Source organism: Paractinoplanes toevensis (assembly GCF_018332695.1).
Lineage (GTDB): Bacteria > Actinomycetota > Actinomycetes > Mycobacteriales > Micromonosporaceae > Actinoplanes > Actinoplanes toevensis.
Window position 1 is genome coordinate 65,073 of record NZ_BOQN01000066.1, and the last position, 15,696, is coordinate 80,768.

The 15,696-nt window shown below is 70.8% G+C and carries 17 protein-coding genes; 5 read left to right on the forward strand and 12 right to left on the reverse strand.

Translation table 11 applies throughout. The annotated features are described in order from the left end of the window. The first annotated feature begins 3 nt into the window (after positions 1-3). The 3 genes from Ato02nite_RS25820 to Ato02nite_RS25830 all read left to right on the forward strand — a co-directional run bounded on the left by Ato02nite_RS25820 (position 4) and on the right by Ato02nite_RS25830 (position 2,974). Positions 4-780, forward strand: a complete 777-nt coding sequence (locus Ato02nite_RS25820; RefSeq protein WP_213009205.1) for a class I SAM-dependent methyltransferase — start codon at positions 4-6, stop codon at positions 778-780. A gap of 4 nt (positions 781-784) precedes the next feature. Beyond that, a complete protein-coding gene (locus Ato02nite_RS25825) occupies positions 785-1,723 on the forward strand; it encodes an RNA polymerase sigma-70 factor (protein ID WP_213009206.1) in 939 nt (312 codons plus the stop codon). 84 nt (positions 1,724-1,807) lie between these two features. Further along, on the forward strand, positions 1,808-2,974 hold the full coding sequence (locus tag Ato02nite_RS25830) for an NAD(P)/FAD-dependent oxidoreductase (RefSeq protein ID WP_213009207.1): 1,167 nt from the start codon (positions 1,808-1,810) through the stop codon (positions 2,972-2,974). Here the strand turns inward: Ato02nite_RS25830 and Ato02nite_RS25835 are convergent. Further along, positions 2,941-3,384, reverse strand: a complete 444-nt coding sequence (locus Ato02nite_RS25835) for a hypothetical protein (protein WP_213009208.1) — start codon at positions 3,382-3,384, stop codon at positions 2,941-2,943. The genes Ato02nite_RS25830 and Ato02nite_RS25835 overlap by 34 nt on opposite strands. A gap of 175 nt (positions 3,385-3,559) precedes the next feature. Between Ato02nite_RS25835 and Ato02nite_RS25840 the strand changes: the two genes are divergently transcribed. Beyond that, positions 3,560-5,377 (forward strand): LamG domain-containing protein, encoded by a 1,818-nt coding sequence (locus tag Ato02nite_RS25840; protein ID WP_213009209.1) that lies wholly within the window; start codon positions 3,560-3,562, stop codon positions 5,375-5,377. A gap of 5 nt (positions 5,378-5,382) precedes the next feature. On the opposite strand, the gene Ato02nite_RS25845 is transcribed toward Ato02nite_RS25840, so the two are convergent. From Ato02nite_RS25845 to Ato02nite_RS25880, 8 genes are all read right to left on the reverse strand, one after another. Then, positions 5,383-6,831: a serine/threonine-protein kinase gene (locus Ato02nite_RS25845; protein ID WP_213009210.1), complete on the reverse strand. Its 1,449-nt coding sequence runs from the start codon at positions 6,829-6,831 to the stop codon at positions 5,383-5,385. Positions 6,832-6,841: 10 nt separating this feature from the next. Next, on the reverse strand, positions 6,842-9,013 hold the full coding sequence (locus Ato02nite_RS25850) for a bifunctional polysaccharide deacetylase/glycosyltransferase family 2 protein (protein ID WP_246607421.1): 2,172 nt from the start codon (positions 9,011-9,013) through the stop codon (positions 6,842-6,844). Then, on the reverse strand, positions 9,010-9,324 hold the full coding sequence (locus Ato02nite_RS25855; RefSeq protein ID WP_213009211.1) for a hypothetical protein: 315 nt from the start codon (positions 9,322-9,324) through the stop codon (positions 9,010-9,012). Before Ato02nite_RS25855 ends, Ato02nite_RS25850 begins: the two co-directional genes overlap by 4 nt. A gap of 87 nt (positions 9,325-9,411) precedes the next feature. After that, positions 9,412-9,705 carry a hypothetical protein gene (locus Ato02nite_RS25860; RefSeq protein WP_213009212.1) on the reverse strand — a complete coding sequence of 98 codons (294 nt, stop codon included), beginning with the start codon at positions 9,703-9,705 and terminating at the stop codon, positions 9,412-9,414. Positions 9,706-9,827: 122 nt separating this feature from the next. Further along, positions 9,828-10,124: a hypothetical protein gene (locus Ato02nite_RS25865; RefSeq protein ID WP_213009213.1), complete on the reverse strand. Its 297-nt coding sequence runs from the start codon at positions 10,122-10,124 to the stop codon at positions 9,828-9,830. Next, positions 10,117-11,091 (reverse strand): GTPase family protein, encoded by a 975-nt coding sequence (locus tag Ato02nite_RS25870; protein ID WP_213009214.1) that lies wholly within the window; start codon positions 11,089-11,091, stop codon positions 10,117-10,119. Before Ato02nite_RS25870 ends, Ato02nite_RS25865 begins: the two co-directional genes overlap by 8 nt. 181 nt (positions 11,092-11,272) lie before the next feature. Beyond that, positions 11,273-11,896 carry a maleylpyruvate isomerase family mycothiol-dependent enzyme gene (locus Ato02nite_RS25875; protein WP_213009215.1) on the reverse strand — a complete coding sequence of 208 codons (624 nt, stop codon included), beginning with the start codon at positions 11,894-11,896 and terminating at the stop codon, positions 11,273-11,275. A 54-nt stretch (positions 11,897-11,950) separates the two neighbouring features. Then, positions 11,951-12,526, reverse strand: coding sequence for a TetR/AcrR family transcriptional regulator (locus Ato02nite_RS25880; protein WP_213009216.1), 576 nt, complete (start codon positions 12,524-12,526; stop codon positions 11,951-11,953). 56 nt (positions 12,527-12,582) lie between these two features. Here Ato02nite_RS25880 and Ato02nite_RS25885 point away from each other — a divergent pair, with 56 nt between their 5' ends. Next, entirely contained in the window at positions 12,583-13,506 is a 924-nt protein-coding gene (locus Ato02nite_RS25885; RefSeq protein WP_213009217.1) for an alpha/beta fold hydrolase, read from the forward strand. A gap of 12 nt (positions 13,507-13,518) precedes the next feature. On the opposite strand, the gene Ato02nite_RS25890 is transcribed toward Ato02nite_RS25885, so the two are convergent. From Ato02nite_RS25890 to Ato02nite_RS25900, 3 genes are read right to left on the reverse strand one after another with little or no spacing between them, the layout of a single operon-like run. Next, on the reverse strand, positions 13,519-13,866 hold the full coding sequence (locus tag Ato02nite_RS25890; protein WP_213009218.1) for a nuclear transport factor 2 family protein: 348 nt from the start codon (positions 13,864-13,866) through the stop codon (positions 13,519-13,521). Further along, positions 13,863-14,180 carry an ArsR/SmtB family transcription factor gene (locus Ato02nite_RS25895; protein WP_213009219.1) on the reverse strand — a complete coding sequence of 106 codons (318 nt, stop codon included), beginning with the start codon at positions 14,178-14,180 and terminating at the stop codon, positions 13,863-13,865. Before Ato02nite_RS25895 ends, Ato02nite_RS25890 begins: the two co-directional genes overlap by 4 nt. Positions 14,181-14,233: 53 nt before the next feature. Further along, the gene (locus tag Ato02nite_RS25900; RefSeq protein ID WP_213009220.1) at positions 14,234-15,649 is read right to left on the reverse strand and encodes a GntP family permease; all 1,416 of its coding nucleotides are present in this window, start codon (positions 15,647-15,649) and stop codon (positions 14,234-14,236) included. Between the last annotated feature and the right edge of the window lie 47 nt (positions 15,650-15,696).

Sequence of the window (15,696 nt, forward strand, 5' to 3'; positions counted from 1 at the left end):
GTCGTGACGGCGGATCTGTTCGACGCGGCATCGATGTACGACGAGGATTATCTGCACTTCTTCGCATCACCGCAGGGCGGCGCGCCGACGCACGGTCCCTTGGTCGGCACCGCCTACACCGGCGCGAACCAGGCCGCCGGCCTGGTCTGGCGGCTCCTGGATCTCGAACCGGGCATGGCCGTGCTCGATCTGGCCTGCGGCCACGGCACCCTCGCCAACGCCCTGGCCGCCCGCGGTTGCCGGGTCACCGGGCTCGACTCCTCCGCGGTCTTCCTGGACCGGGCCGCCACGGCGGGCACCGGCGTCGAGTGGGTCCGCGGCGACATGCGCCAGCTTCCGGAGTGGACCGGCCGCTTCGACCGGGTGGTCAACTGGACGACCGCGTTCGGCTACTTCGACGACGACACCAACCGGGCGGTGCTGCGAGAGATCGCCCGTGTGCTGCGCCCGGGCGGCCGGCTGGCGATGGACCTGGACAACCAGGCGCGGTTCCTCGCCGATTACACGCCGTCCCGGATCACCGTGCGCCGCGACGACGGTGACATGCTCGTCGACCATCACCACCTCGACCCGCTGACCGCCCGCTTCGAGGTGGAGCGCACGGTGATCCGCGACGGCCGGGTGCGGAGACTGACCTTCCTCAAGCGCCTGTTCGCGTTTCCCGAGCTGCGCGACTGGCTCACCGCCGCCGGTTTCACCGGCGTGCAGGGGCACGGCGAGGACGGTACGCCGTTGACCGCCCGGCACCCCCGGATGATCGTCACCGCCGGGTTACAGTGACGCCGTGGCGCTCACCTCGCGGGACACCGATCTGTTCGAGCGTTCGCGGGGGCGCCTCGAGGCGATCGCGTACCGCCTGCTGGGCTCGGCCGGCGACGCCGAGGACGCCGTGCAGGACACGTTCCTGCGCTGGCAGGCGGCCGACCGGGCGCACGTCGAGACGCCCGAGGCGTGGCTGACGAAGGTCCTCACCAACCTGTGCCTCAACCAGCTCACCTCGGCCCGCGCCCGCCGCGAGACCTATGTCGGCCAATGGCTGCCCGAGCCGGTCCTGGCCGGCGACCGGATGCTCGGCCCGGCCGAGACCGCCGAGCAGCGCGACTCGGTGTCGTTCGCCGTGCTGACCCTGCTGGAGCGGCTCACGCCGAACGAGCGCGCGGTCTACGTGCTGCGCGAGGCGTTCGGCTACTCGCACGCGGAGATCGGCGAGATCCTGGAGCTCAGCGAGTCGAACAGCCAGCAGATCCACCACCGCGCCAAGCAGCACGTGGCGGGCGGCCGGGCGCGGGTGGAGACCGACGCCGCGGCGGCCCGGAAGATCGTCGAGGAGTTTCTCGCCGCGACGCTCAGCGGGGACGTCGAGCCGCTGGTCAAGCTGCTCACCGACGACGCGGTGAGCATCGCCGACGGCGGCGGCCATGTGCCGGCCCGCACCACCCCGCTGATCGGCGCCCTCGCCATCGCCCGGTTGCTGCGCGGCATCGCGCGGCCGGCGACGTTCCAGCGGTTCGTCGAGGGCGGCACCTACGCGATGCACGCGGCCGAGGTCAACGGTGCCCCGGCGCTGCTGGTCACGGTGGACGACCGGATCGTCAGCGTGATCGCCCTGGAGGTCACCGCGGACGGGATCGCCGGCCTGCACATCCAGGCCAACCCGGAGAAGCTGGACCGCTTCAACCGCCGCTGGACCGCTGCCGGGGAGCCGCTCGCCGAGAACTGGTGATCCGCTTCACAGTCGTACCTGTCAGGAATCTCTGGTCTGCCCGGTTCAGGAACCGAGCGCAACCGAGCAGACAGGAGCGACCTCATGAAGCACCGCATCGTCGTCCTCGGAGCCGGCTATGCCGGCACCAACGCGGCCGGCCGGCTGGCCCGCCGCCTGCACCCGGACGATGTCGAGATCACGCTGGTGAACGCCGACGACGACTTCGTGGAGCGGATCCGCCTGCACCAGCTGGCCACCGGCCAGGCGATGCGGCACCGGCCGCTGGCCGACGCGCTGGCCGGCACCGCGGTCCGGCTGCGCACGGCCCGGGTCACCGCGGTGGACACCGAACTGCGGACGGTACGGCTGACCGACGGCGAGATCAACTACGACACCCTGGTGTACGCCCTGGGCAGCACCGCCGCCCGCGTCACCGGCCCCGCCCACCACGTGGCGAGCCGCCCGGCCGCCGAACGACTGAGCGCCCGCCTGCGCGAGCTGACCGCCGGCTCGACGGTGCTGGTGGTCGGCGGCGGCCTGACCGGCATCGAGGCGACCACCGAGATCGCCGAGGCCCGCCCCGACCTGCACGTCGCGCTCGCCGTCCGCGGTGGCCTCGGCGACTGGCTGAGCGACAAGGCCCGGCGGCACCTGCGCCGGGCCGTCACCCGGCTGGCGATCACCGTGCACGAGCACACCGACGTCGAACGGGCCGACGAGACCGGCGCGCTGACCACCACCGGCGAGCGGATCCCGGCCGACGTCACGGTGTGGACGGCGGGCTTCGCCACCCATCCGATCGCCGCGGAGACGTCCCTGCGGGTCGCCGCAACCGGCCAGATCGTGGTGGACGCCACGATGCGCTCGGTCTCGCACCCGGAGGTGTACGCGGTGGGCGACGCCGCGCTCGCCGAGGGCCCGGGCGGCAAGCCGCTGCGCATGTCCTGCGCGTCCGGCGGCCCGATGGCCTGGCAGGCGGCCGACGCCATCGCCGCCCGCCTGACCGGCCGCCGGGTGCCGCACGTGCCGATCCGCTACTACGCCCAGTGCATCAGCCTGGGCCGGCACGACGGCATCATCCAGATGGTGACCGCCGACGACCGGGCCAAGCCGTCGGCCGTCGTCGGCGGCCCGGCCGCCCGCGTGAAGGAGCTGATCTGCGCGGGCGCGGCGTGGGGCATCTACCACCCCACGGTGATGCTGCCGACCCGCCGCCGGCGGCTGGCCGAGCCGGTTCAGGCGTCGGCGCAGGCGCCGTCCAGTTTCTGACCGACGGTTTCGAAGCCGCCGTTGACGTAGGACTTCGGGTCCGGCTGCCGGGCGGCCGCGGTCAGGTCCGACGAGACCGCGGACAGCGCCTGCTTGAGCTCCGGATCCGAGGTCAGCGCGGCCTCCTTGTCCACCTTGGCCGCCATGTCGGTGAACGTGTCGCGCATCTTCTCCTTGGCCGAGTCGGAGGAGCTGTCGGCCACCCCGGCCAGCCGCACCGCGCCGTCGGTGAGGATCTTGTAGGCGGCGGTGCAGGTGTAGGCGGGCACGCCGGCCGACGCCGACGGGGTCGGGGCCACGCTGAACGGGACCGGGACGGCCTCGGGCGAGATCTCGATCGCGCACCCGGCGGCCAACCCCGCCGTCGCGACCAGGGTGATGGTCAGGGCGGTGCGGCGGCGGTGCGGCACGGTGTCTCTCCCAAGGCTTCGCGTACGGGGTGCGGACAAGCATAGATACCCACCGCTCGGGATGTTGATCGCTCGGGGTCGATATGTCGGTGATTAACCCGATCGGCGGGATTTGCCACCCGTTCGCGACGCATCTCGGCGCGGCAAAGCGGCGTTAGCCGACAATGTGCCCAACATGCGAAAAAGCGGTAAACCTGCCGTCCGCCGCGCTCTGATCGCCGGTGTGGCCGCGGTCCTCACCGCGGCCGGTGGGGCCGCCCTGGCCGGGGTGGTCTCCCCCGACCCCGTCGTCTCCCCGTCCTTCAACGGCCCGGTCTACGCGGTCGCCTACCGCGGCGACACCGTCTACGTCGGCGGCAACTTCACCAGTGCCAACGCCGGCGGCAAGAACGTCGTCCGGACCCGGCTGGCCGCGTTCAACGCCCGCACCGGCGCCCTGCTCGACTGGAGCCCGGCCGCCGACGCGAACGTGCGCGCCCTCGCGGTCGACGGCGACGTCGTCTACGCGGCCGGCGACTTCGACAACGTCAACGGCACCTCGCGGGACGCGATCGCCGGCCTCGGTGCGACCTCCGGACAGCTCACCACGCTGCGGCACACCGTGCTCGGGCAGCCGAACGCGCTGGTGACCGGCGGCGGCCGGCTCTACGTGGCCGGACGGATCACCGCGGTCGACGGGACACCGCGCACCAACCTGGCCGCCTTCTCGCTGGCCACCGGCGCCCTCGACGCGTGGGCGCCGACCACCGACGACACGGTCAACGCGCTGGCCTTCAGCAGCGACCGGGTCTACCTGGGCGGGCGGTTCCACAAGACCAACGGGGTCGGTTCCACCCTGCGGCTGAGCGCCGTCCACCCGGCCACCGGCGTACTCGACAAGGGTTTCGTCGCCAAGCCGGTGTCGCAGGTCTTCGCGCTCGCCGCCGACCAGGCCGGCGTCTATGCCGCCCTCGGCGGCCAGGGCGGCCGGGCGGTCGCCTACGACCGGGCCGGCCAGACCCGCTGGACCCGGGTCTTCGACGGGGACGCGCAGGCCATCGCCACCCTCGACGGCACCACCTACGTGGGCGGCCACTTCGACAAGGCGTGCACGACGTCCAACAACGGCATCAAGGGCGTCTGCACCGACGGCTCGGTGATCCGGGGCAAGCTCGCCGCGATCGACCCGCAGGGCAACCTGCTCCCCTGGTCGCCGCAGGCCAACGGCGTCGCCGGCACCCGGCAGCTGGCCACCAGCGCGGGCCTCGGCACGATCAGCGCGGTCGGCGACTTCACCACGGTCGGCGGCGTGACCCGCAAGCGGTACGTGTCGTTCGGCGGCGCGAAAGCGACCGAGTCCGCCGTCGTGGCCGCGGACGACTACGTGGCGTCCTACAACTTCGACACCACGATCGCGGACGGTACGTTCGACGACGGCTCCGGCCACGCGCACCTGCTGCGCGCGGTCACCCGCAACGGCGGCAAGGTCACGATGACGCCGCGCGGCTCCGGGCAGGCGCTGACCTTCCCGCCGAAGTGCACCGGCACCACCTGCCCGCGGCTGGTCCTGCAGGCCGCCGACACCCCGGATCTGAGCCCCGGCAACCGGCCGCTGCGCTACGGCGCCGCGGTGCTGCTGGCCGCGGCCGAGACCTCGAGCGGCGAGAACATCCTGCAGAAGGGCTACTCGACCGGCGGCGGGCAGTACAAGCTGCAGGTCGACGGGGTGTCCGGCAAGCCGAGCTGCGGGATGGGCGGCAAGGACGAGACGGCCGTTCATCTCGCCCGCAGCCGGGAGTCGATCGCCGACGGCAAGTGGCACACGCTCGAGTGCCGCCGCACCGGCCCGACCCTGTCGATCGTGGTCGACGATCAGGTGAAGACCAGCGTGCCGGTGCCGGTCGAGCTGTCGGTGATGTCGAACCTGCCGTTCAGCATCGGCGGCAAGGGCGTCGGCGCCGACAACGACCAGTTCCACGGCAGCGTCGACGACGTCTGGATCCACATCGGCTGAGTGCGCTACGGGGCCGTCGTGGCGGTGACCACCGTCGCGGCGGCCTCCTCCTCGCCACCGCCGCCGCCGCTGTTGTCCTCTTCTCCCCCGCCGTTACCGGTCCCGCTGTTGTCCTCGTCGCCGCCGGCATCCTCGCCGCTGTCGCCGGTGGTCGTGGTGGCGGCCGGGGCGGTGGTGGCGGGCTTCGTCTCCTCCGGCGCGGTGGTCGTCGCCTCGGTGGTCGGCTGCTTGCTCGGGGTCGCGCTCGGCGTCGCCGACGCGGTCGCCTTGCCGGGCACCGAGGCCGGGACCTGCCCCGGCTTGCTGTCGTTGTTGTTGGTGTTCCGCTTGCCGGTGGTCTGGGTCGCGGCGGGCGAGTTGGCGCCGCCCGGCTTGACCGTCGCCGACTCGGCCGGGCTCGAGCCGGGCAGCAGCCCATTGTTGACGAACGCGAACACCGCCACCGCGGTACCCAGGATGACCAGGGCCAGGGCGGCCAGCAACGGCGTACGCCGGCGGCCGCCTCCGGAAGCACCGCCCGCGGCGGCCGGAAGAACGGCCGGAAGCACCGCGGTGTGCCCACTGACCGGCGCGGCCGGCCTAGCCGGGGCCGGCGTCGCCGCCAGGATCGCGGTGGTGTCGGAGCCGGCCCCGGCCGCCTGATCCGCGAGCGCCAGCTCGGCCGTGTCGGCCATGGCCGACGCGGACGGGAACCGGTCCGCCGGGTCCTTCACCATCGCCGTGGTCACCACGGCGGCCACCGCCGGCGGCACGTCCGCCGGCAGCGGCGGCGCCTCGTCGCTGACGTGCTGCACGGCCACCGCGATCGGGCTGTCCCCCATGAACGGCGGATGCCCGGCGAGACAGTGATAGGCCACCACGCCGAGCGCGTAGATGTCGGCGGACGGCCCGGTCGATTCCTTCGAGACCTGCTCCGGCGCGATGTACAGCGCCGTCCCGACCACCTCTTTCGCCCCGGTCAGGGCGGCCGACTCGGCCGAGCGGGCCACCCCGAAGTCGACCAGGACGACCGTCCCGTCCGGCTGGATGATGAGGTTGCCCGGCTTGACGTCGCGGTGCACGATCCCGGCCTCGTGAGCGGCCTCCAGGGCACGCCCGGCCTGAGCGACGATCGACATCGTCTCGGCCGGGCTCAGCCGGCCGCGCTCGGCGATCCGCTCGTTGAGGGCCTGCCCGTTCACCCGGGCCATCACGATGTACGCGTCCGGACCGCTCTGCCCGTAGTCGTAGACGTCCGCCACCCCGGGATGGTGCAGGACCGCCATGGCCCGCGCCTCGTGCCGGAAACGGGTCTGGAAGCCGGGGTCGCCGGCCCGGCCCGCGTGCAGCGTCTTGACCGCGACGTCACGGCCGAGCACGGTGTCGGTGGCCCGCCAGACCTCACCCATGCCGCCGGCCGCGATCCGGTCGTCAAGACGGTATCGGTCGCCGAGTATCTCTCCGGGAAGGGGCATGGCCTGTCCTCTACCCACTCGGGGCGGAACTGAAATCTCCGGTACGCCGGATCTTCTGCCAGCCGAGCCTTCGCCCGCTCAGCGCGGCCAGCGCGGAGGCGAGAAGCACCAGGTACATGACCTGCCGGTAGACGATCTGCTGGAGCGGAAGCGTCCACAACGGGCGTAATTTCTCCCGGTCCAGGCGGAACGCGAGCACGGCGGTGAGGATCTGGATCACCAGCACGGCCAGCCAGCCGATCAGCGTGGTGCGCCGGTCCAGGAAGATCAGTCCGTAGACGGCCATCAGGTCGATCAGCGGGGCGAGCAGCGGCAACAGCACCGTGAAAACCGCGATCAACGGCAAACCCCCACGACCGAAATGCCCAGGTTCCCGTACGGCGTGCCGGTGCTTCCACATCGCCTGCATGGTGCCGTAACTCCACCGGTACCGTTGCCGCCACAGTTGCCGCATGGTGGCCGGTGCCTCGGTCCAGGCCCGCGCCGACTCCTGGTAGACCACCTTCCAGCCGTTCCGCTGGATCGCCATCGTCAGGTCGGTGTCCTCGGCCAGGGTGTCGGTGCTGAGCCCGCCCGCGTCGGTGAGCGCCTGCCGGCGGAACGCGCCGAGCGCCCCCGGGATGGTGGGGATGCAGCCGAACGTGTCGTAGAGGCGGCGATCCAGGTTGAAGCCGATCACGTACTCGATGTGCTGCCACTTGCCGAGCAGGCCGTGCCGGTTGCTGACCTTCACGTTCCCGGCGACCGCGCCGACCCGGCGGTCCGCGAACGGCTGCACGAGCTGGTGCACGGCGTCCGGGGTGACCACGGTGTCCGCGTCGACCATCACGATCAGGTCGTCGTGGCTCAGCGCGACGCCGGTGTTGAGGGCGGTGGCCTTGCCACCGCTCGGTATCCGCACGACCCGCACGTTGCCCAGCTTCAGCGCCTCGACCGCCGCCGACGTCCCGTCGGTGGAGGCGTCGTCGACCACCAGCACCTTTACGCCCGGGTGGGCGGAGCGGGCCAGGGAGCTGACCGCGGGCGCGATGGTGGTCTCCTCGTTGAAGGCGGGCACCACGACCGTCACCGGCGCGGTCACCGGCAGTCCCCACGACCAGCTCGGCGCGCGCCGCCGCCGAGCGTGCTGCCAGGCGAACAGGAAGAGGATCAGGGTACGCACCACGATCAGGCCACCGGCCACGATGAGCAGCACCCACATCAGCCGGAGCACCGCGTCGGAGCCCCGCACCGTCCACACCAGTGCGCGGCCGCGCCACACGTCGGCGGTGGCGGCCGGCGGGTCCGGCGGCAGGCCGACGGCCCGGGTGACCGTGGTGAAGCGGTAGCCGTCCCGCTGCAGCTGCGGAATCAGCCGGTCCAGCGCGGTCACCGTCTGCGCACGGTCCCCGCCCGCGTCGTGGAACAGCACGATCGCGCCTCGTCCGCCCTCCGGCGTGGCGTTGCGGACGATGGCGTCGGCTCCCGGCCGTCTCCAGTCCTCGCTGTCGACATCGTCGAGCACAGTCAGGTAACCCTGGGCGCCGACGGCCCGCACCGTCGCGTAGTCGTCGTCGGTCAGCGCGTCCGGAAAGGACGAATACGGCGGCCGCAGCAGCGATGCCGACCGGCCGGTGGCGTAGGCGACCGCCAGCTGGGCGTGCGAGTTCTCCAGGTCGCGGCGCCAGGCCGGCAGGGACGCCAGGTCGGGGTGGGTGAAGGTGTGCACCCCGATCTCGTGCCCCTCGGCCACCACCCGCCGGGCCAGCTCCGGATGCCGGGCCACCTCGGAGCCCACCACGAAGAACGTGGCCGGCACGTGATGCCGGGCGAGCACGTCGAGGATCTTCGGCGTCCACTGCGGGTCCGGCCCGTCGTCGAAGGTCAGCACCACCGTCCTGGCCGGCACCGCCGACGACCGCGGCTCACCCCCGGATTCGCCGGTTCCACCTCGGAAGTCGAGGACCGGGCCGCCGTCCAGCACCGCGTCCGGCACCGAGGAGTCCCGGGACGAGCGCGGATCGGTGCCGTCCGGGCTGAAGCCGGCGTCGGTGTAGACCTCGACCAGCACGACGGTGGCCAGCACCAGCAGCGCCACCAGCGCGAGCAGGGCACGCAGCACCCGCCGGCGGCGCCGCACCGCCGGGATCTGACCCGTCGACTCCGGATCGAACGGCGGCGGAACACCGCGGTACACCGTCACCGGGTGCAGGCCCCCGACGCGCAGGGCGGCCGGGCCGGCGGCGCCGCCGGGCCGGACAGCTGACTGACCCAGACGGCCACCAGAATCAGCACCAGCAGCGCCCCGGCCGCATAGGCCGCCCACCGGATCCGCCGGCGCCGGGCCCCACTGGGATCGACGAAGACCGGCTGCGACCCGGGAACCTCCTGCCGGATCAGCCCGGTGACCTCCTCGGCCGGCAGGCGCGCCTTCCCCACCGCCCGGCCGACGCGAGCCCGTCCTCGCGGCGGCCGCGGCACGGGCGCACGTCCGACCGGCGACTCGTCAGGCACACCATCGACGCTAGGAGATACCGGGCCGGCCCGCATCTCACACCGGTACCCCTTCCCGTCAGTCGGAGAACCAGGCCGCCGCGGGCGTCAGAAGAACATCCGGACCACGGCCCCGACCACGTGACCCATCGCGGCGCCGAGCACACCTCCCAAACCCCGGGCGAGCGAGTTCAGCCACGATTGGAACGAATCCCGCCCCTGGCTGCGAATCCGCGCGACCTCGTCGTTGTGGCGATCGATGAGTTGAGCTAGCAGCCGCGCGGACCTGATGATCTCTGCTATCGCCCCGTCGGCGTCCGATGAGCTGAACTTCCAGCCGCACGAGCAGTAGAAGCTCGTCTCCCGGACCGCCCACTGCGCGGAACAGGCGTCACATCGCACGCGCCGCGAGTCGGGCTGAACCTCCATAGTGCCGTTACGGGAACACTGCCGGTGTCGGCTGACCGCCCATGACTTGCCGCAGTCCGGACACTCCGGGAATGGAAACTGCACCCAGGCCATAACTAACGCAGCCTCTGTACTCGACGTGCCTTCTGGTAGGCGTCTCGATATCCACCCGCGAACGAGGTCGCGGCATTGAGCCCGATGGTGAAGACGTCCTCGATCAGCACGTGGACATTAGCCAGGGCGATGCCGAGCTCACGGGAGATGCGCCGGACGATGTCGTCGAGCCATTCACGGAAGGATTCCGTGGAGAGCTCCTGAATTTTTCCGCGTTCGTTCTCGTCGGATTGGATCAGCTGTGCGATCCTGCGGATCGTCTCGTCGTAGGTAGAATCGCCCGGAGTTACGTCAGGCATTCTTCCCCCAACCGTCGCGCAGCTGACGGAACCGGGCCCGGTCCGCCACGAGAGCTCCGTACTGGGCTTCGGAGAGACTGTCGAGGTACTCGTCGAACGTCGCCGGGCGCTGCTCGGAACGGTTGGCCTGCGGGGGAACCCGCGGGGGTATCGCCTGCCGAGTGTCCTGGGCTATCTTCACCATCCCCCGATCGACCAGGGCGATGAAATCCGCCAGATCCATCCGGCTCTCGAGGACCCAGCGGCGCTGCTTGGGCACCGCCTCCATCAGGATCCGGAACAGCGTCGCGAGGTTGTATCGGCGCAATGCCGAGTAGGGCACGATCGCCGGTTTCTTGACCTTGAGGTGGGGCTTGACGCTGTCGGCGAACTCATCAACCCGCAACTCGAGGTAACGCAGCTGCGCATCGGACGGTGTGTTGGCCCGCGGATTCCAGTCACCGGGATACATCTCGTCGGCCTTGTTCAGACCGAAGACGATTCGGGACCTCAGGTCGGGCGCCCGCGTCACGAGTTCACGCAGCACCTGCTGGGTGAACGCGACCATCCGGTCGGAAGCGGGATGAACCCAGAGGATCGCGTCCGCCTTGGGCAGCGTCTCCAGATACAACCGCAGGTAGGCCTCGTAGTTCTCGATGTCGTCGCCAAGTCCGGGCATGTCGATAACGCGGAGGTCACCACGACTGCCCTGCACGTGATCGACGGTGGCGTAGACCTGCAGACCGTCGACCGTAAGAGTTGTCGGCTTGAAATGACCGACCTCCTGACCAGCATTGAACAGCGAATTTACCGTCGTCGACTTGCCGACGCCGGTCTCACCGATGAATGCCAGCACTGGTGACGGTTCCTGGTCGTAAGCATTGTCGACCTCACGGAGCAGTGTCTCCTTGCTCGACGGGTCTATCGAGGAATCCTGCCTTACGCCTTCACGGAAGGCGTTCATCAAGCCACGCACCATATCGGACATGCCTCAAGCCTAGGAATGACGGCGAATTCGGCGATCACCGTACCGGCGGGAATCATGCCCCGGCTGTCCGCCATTATTCGGCGGCCGGTATCCACATGCGACCGCTCAGCCCATCTATTCCGGCAACGCGGGAAGGCCCGTCCTGACCGACACGCGAGGCCAGGACGAGACGTCCCGCTGGTCAGCCCGCGAACCGTGCCGCCGCCGTACCCTCCAGAAGCGCCGCCGGCAATCGCCGGCCGCACACCACCAGAAGCAGGTCCTGGGCGGTGCCGCGCAGCGGCGCCCCCTCGCCGAAGGTCCAGTCGAGATCCGTGGCCGTCAGCCGCACGCCGCTCAGATCCACCCCGAAGTACCGGAGATTCCGGTCGCGCATGCTGTCCAGGATCGTGCCGATCCGGGACACCGGCGGCCGCCGGTCCAGCCCCAGCGCGACGGAGATGTCCAGCCCGTGGATCACGTCGTGGGACAGCGCCCCCACCACCCCGCCGCCCGGCGGCCGCCACGGATGCTCGGTGTTGTCCCGCAGGCAGGCGAGCAGTTCGGCGTCGGAGAGGCGGGCGGCATCCCGCCGGGCCACCCGGTCCGCCATCCGGTTGAAGTTGAAGCGGTCCCTCAGCATCTCCGCCAGGAACCGCGGTGGCGACATCCGGAACGGCATGGTCATGTGGGCCACGACCTCCCGCACCCGCCATCTCTCGCACAGCGAGGGCGCACCCCACTGCGACGCGTCCAGCGCACCGAGCATCGCCGCCAGCTCACCGCGCTCGGCGACGACCGCCGCCCGCACCACTTCCTCGTCCATAACCCCTCCAGATCAACAGCTGTTCGGAGGGGATACGCCGGGCGGGGCCGAAACTCATCGGTCACCCGGAACACGGGCGGCGGCCGCGGCGACGGTTTCCAGGTCTTCGTTCGAGAAGCCGGCGCGGCTCAGCACGGCCAGGGATTTGTTCGTCGCCAGCGTGCACAACGCGAGCTCCGCCGCCTCGTGCTCGTCGGCCCCGGCCGCCCGCAGCGCCTGCTCCAGCATCGCCCGCAAACCGTCGATCATGGCGCGGACCATCGCCTGACCCTCGGCGTCCAGGGCCGGGAACTGCGTTGCCGACACCGTGAGCAGGCAGCCGTCCGGCACCGTCGGGTCGGCGATGCGGTTCAGGGTGACCCGCAGGTAGGCGGCCACCACGGCGCTCGGGCTCGAATGAGGGCCGGACAACGCCTGGTCGTACAACGGGTGGTAGGTCTCCGCGTACCGTTCGAGGCTTTTCCGGAAGAGGGTGCTCTTGTCGCCGAAGGTGCCGTAGAGCGAGCTCCGGCCCAGGCCGGTGCCCTCGGTCAGGCGATCGATCGAGGCCTCCGAATAGCCCCAGCGCCAGAAGACGTGCATCGCGCCTCGTAACGCCTCGTCCACGTCGAATTGCTTGCGGCCCGCCATGTTCGCCAGCCTACCCATCTTGCACCGATCGTTTCAACATGGGTATGGTCACCGGCATGACAAGTTGTACTGATCGTTCCAGAATTAGTTCGCTGCGGCTGCCCGACGGGTTCACCGACGTCTTCACCAGCCGGCTCGTGGAGCTGAACGGGCTGCGGCTGCACGCGGTCACCGGCGGCGACGGCCCGCCGCTGCTGCTGGTCGGCGGGTGGCCCCAGACCTGGTACGCCTGGCGGAAGGTGATGCCCGCCCTCGCCCGCCGGCACACCGTCGTCGCCGTCGACTCGCGCGGAGCCGGGCTCTCCGACAAACCCGACGACGGCTACGACGCCGGCACGCTGGCCGCCGACCTGGTCGCACTGATGGCCGCGCTCGGGCACGACCGGTTCGACGTGGTCGGCCACGACATCGGCATGTGGACCGGGTACGCCCTCGCCGCCGATCACCCCGAGCGGGTGGGCCGGCTCGCCGTCGTGGACGCCATCATCCCCGGTGTCACGCCGGCCCCGTCGTTCTTCAGCCCGGCCGCGGTCAGCCTGCGGTTCTGGCACTTCGGCTTCAATCAGCTCACCGACCTCAACGAGGAACTGGTCCGAGGCCGGGAGCGACTCTTCTTCGGCTATCAGTTCGCCAAGAAGGCAGCCACCCCGGACGCGATCCCCGCGTACGCCGTCGACGCCTACGTCGATGCGATCGTCGCGGATCCTCGCGGGCTGCGGGCGAGCTTCGCGTACTACCGGGCGCTGGACGAGACGATCGCGCAGAACGAGCAGCGCACGAAGACCCGGCTGACGTTGCCGGTGCTCGCCGTCGGCGGCGCGCGGTACACCGGCGCGGCGGCCGCCGCCACGATGCGGCTGGTAGCCGACGACGTCACCGAGGCGGTCATCGGCGACTGCGGCCATTACGTGGCCGAGGAGCAACCGGCCCGGTTCACCGAGATCCTGGAGGATTTCCTCGGTGGGTCCCGGCCGCGATGACGGTCTCCTCGATCAGGGCAGCGGGACGACGTACGAATCGACCCGGGCGATCCGGCCGTCGCGGAAGGTGAACAGGTCGTTGAACGCGAAGCGGAACGGTTCGTGCTCGACACTGGTGCCGCGGCCCTCACCGGTGGTGACCACGACCGGCCCGTCCTCGTAGACCCGCTGCACGTCGAGCTCGGGACTGCCATTGAATCCCGGGTTCTCGATCTCGCCGTCGAACTCGGCCTTGCCGCGGGTGGCGCGGTGACCGTGGATGACCCAATCGACGTCGTCGGTGAGGGTCGCGAGGATCCGCGGATGGTCGCTCGCCCGGAAGCCGGCGAAGTATTCGGCGACGAGGTCACGCCGGCTCATGAGATCTCCGAGAGGTGTGCGGCGAGGGCGTCGAGCCGGTCGTCCCACACCCGGCGCTGCTCGTCGACCCAGGTGTTGATCACCGACAGCTGGTCGACGCGGAGCCGGCAGGGCCGCCGGGTGCCCTCGCGGCGCTGCTCGACCAGGCCGCAGCGGCGAAGGATGCCGATGTGGTGGGAAATGGCCTGCTGAGTCAGGTCGAACGGGGCCGCGAGCTCCCCCACCGTGGCGTCACCCTGCGCGAGGCGGGCCACCAGGGCGCGGCGGACGGGGTCGGCCAGGGCGGCGAAGGTGAGGTCGAGAGTGGCCGGCACGACCTCACCCTAATACAAACGTACGTTTGCACAAGCCTTTGATTGTGGATTTTCTAGACCACCAGATCGAGCAGGAAGACGCAGATCACGCCGACCACCGAGATGATCGTCTCCATCACCGACCAGGTTTTGATCGTTTGTCCGACGGTCATCCCGAAATACTCCTTGACCAGCCAGAACCCGGCGTCGTTGACGTGCGAGAAGAACAGCGAGCCGCACCCGATCGCCAACGCCAGCAACGACACCTCGGGCTTGTCGAGGGTGGCGGCCAGCGGCGCCACGATGCCCGCCGCGGTGATGGTCGCGACCGTCGCCGAGCCGGTGGCGACCCGGATGCCGACCGCGACCAGCCAGCCCAGCAGCAGCGCGTTGATGTTGGCGTCCTTGGCCGCGTCGGCGACGACGTTGCCCACCCCGACGTCGACCAGGACCTGCTTGAAGCCACCGCCCGCGGCCACGATCAGCAGGATGCCGGCGATCGGCGGCAGCGATCCGCCGAGGACCGCGTTGGTCTCCCGCCGGTCCATCCCCGACCGCTTGCCCAGCGACCACATCGCCAGCAGCACCCCGAACAGCAGCGCCACCGGCGGGTTGCCGAGCACGTCGAGCGTGTCCCGCACCGGGTTGCCCTTGTCGGCGGTCAGCTCACCGATGGCCCGGGCCAGCATCAGCACGATCGGCAGCAGCACGGTCAGCACCGCGGGCCAGAAGCCCGGGTTCCGGCGGTTCCGGTCGACGGCGGTGGCGTCCCGGTCGTAGTCCTCGTCACCGGTGGCGACGGCCGCGTCGGCCGGCCCGAGCAGGGCGGGCACCGGCAGCGGCACCCGCTTGGCGATCCAGTTGCCGAAGACCGGGCCGGCCACGATCACCGTCGGGATCGCGCAGATCAGCCCGAACAGCAGGGTGAGACCGAGGTCGGCGTTGAGGCTGGAGATCGCGACCAGCGGCCCGGGGTGCGGCGGCACGAGTCCGTGCAACACCGACAGGCCGGCCAGGGCCGGAATGCCGACCCGAAGAAGACCGATATCCGTACGCCGGGCGACGAGCAACACGATCGGCACCAGGAGCACCACGCCGACCTCGAAGAACAGCGGCAACCCGACCAGGGCCGCGACCCCGGCCATCGCCCACGGCAGGGCCGACCCGGAGACCCGGTCGACGATCCGGTTGACGATGCCGTCGGCACCCCCCGACTCGGCCAGCAGGGCGCCGATCATCGAGCCGAGCGCGATCAGCAGACCCACGCTGCCGACGGTGCTGCCCAGACCGGTGGTGAAGGAGGTGACGGTGGTGCCCGGCGAAGCACCGGCGACCAGGCCGAGCGTCGCCGATCCGAGGATGAGGGCCAGGAACGGGTGCCACTTGGCCCAGGCGATGAGGACAATGACGACCGCGATGCCGAGCACCGCGGCGAGCACTAGTTGACCGGTTCCGGCATCGGTGATGGCCTCGGCTGCGAGGGGCGTCATGCGCGGGGCATACCCCCACCCGGTCGCTTTGAATCTTCGTCGAGTAA

Coding starts and splice junctions, on each gene's coding strand:
- Ato02nite_RS25830 (WP_213009207.1), top strand. CDS start 1,808: ATGAAGCACCGCATCGTCGTCCTCGGAGCCGGCTATGCCGGCACCAAC.
- Ato02nite_RS25840 (WP_213009209.1), top strand. CDS start 3,560: ATGCGAAAAAGCGGTAAACCTGCCGTCCGCCGCGCTCTGATCGCCGGT.
- Ato02nite_RS25845 (WP_213009210.1), bottom strand. CDS start 6,831: ATGCCCCTTCCCGGAGAGATACTCGGCGACCGATACCGTCTTGACGAC.
- Ato02nite_RS25865 (WP_213009213.1), bottom strand. CDS start 10,124: ATGCCTGACGTAACTCCGGGCGATTCTACCTACGACGAGACGATCCGC.
- Ato02nite_RS25870 (WP_213009214.1), bottom strand. CDS start 11,091: ATGTCCGATATGGTGCGTGGCTTGATGAACGCCTTCCGTGAAGGCGTA.
- Ato02nite_RS25875 (WP_213009215.1), bottom strand. CDS start 11,896: ATGGACGAGGAAGTGGTGCGGGCGGCGGTCGTCGCCGAGCGCGGTGAG.
- Ato02nite_RS25880 (WP_213009216.1), bottom strand. CDS start 12,526: ATGGCGGGCCGCAAGCAATTCGACGTGGACGAGGCGTTACGAGGCGCG.
- Ato02nite_RS25885 (WP_213009217.1), top strand. CDS start 12,583: ATGACAAGTTGTACTGATCGTTCCAGAATTAGTTCGCTGCGGCTGCCC.
- Ato02nite_RS25890 (WP_213009218.1), bottom strand. CDS start 13,866: ATGAGCCGGCGTGACCTCGTCGCCGAATACTTCGCCGGCTTCCGGGCG.
- Ato02nite_RS25900 (WP_213009220.1), bottom strand. CDS start 15,649: ATGACGCCCCTCGCAGCCGAGGCCATCACCGATGCCGGAACCGGTCAA.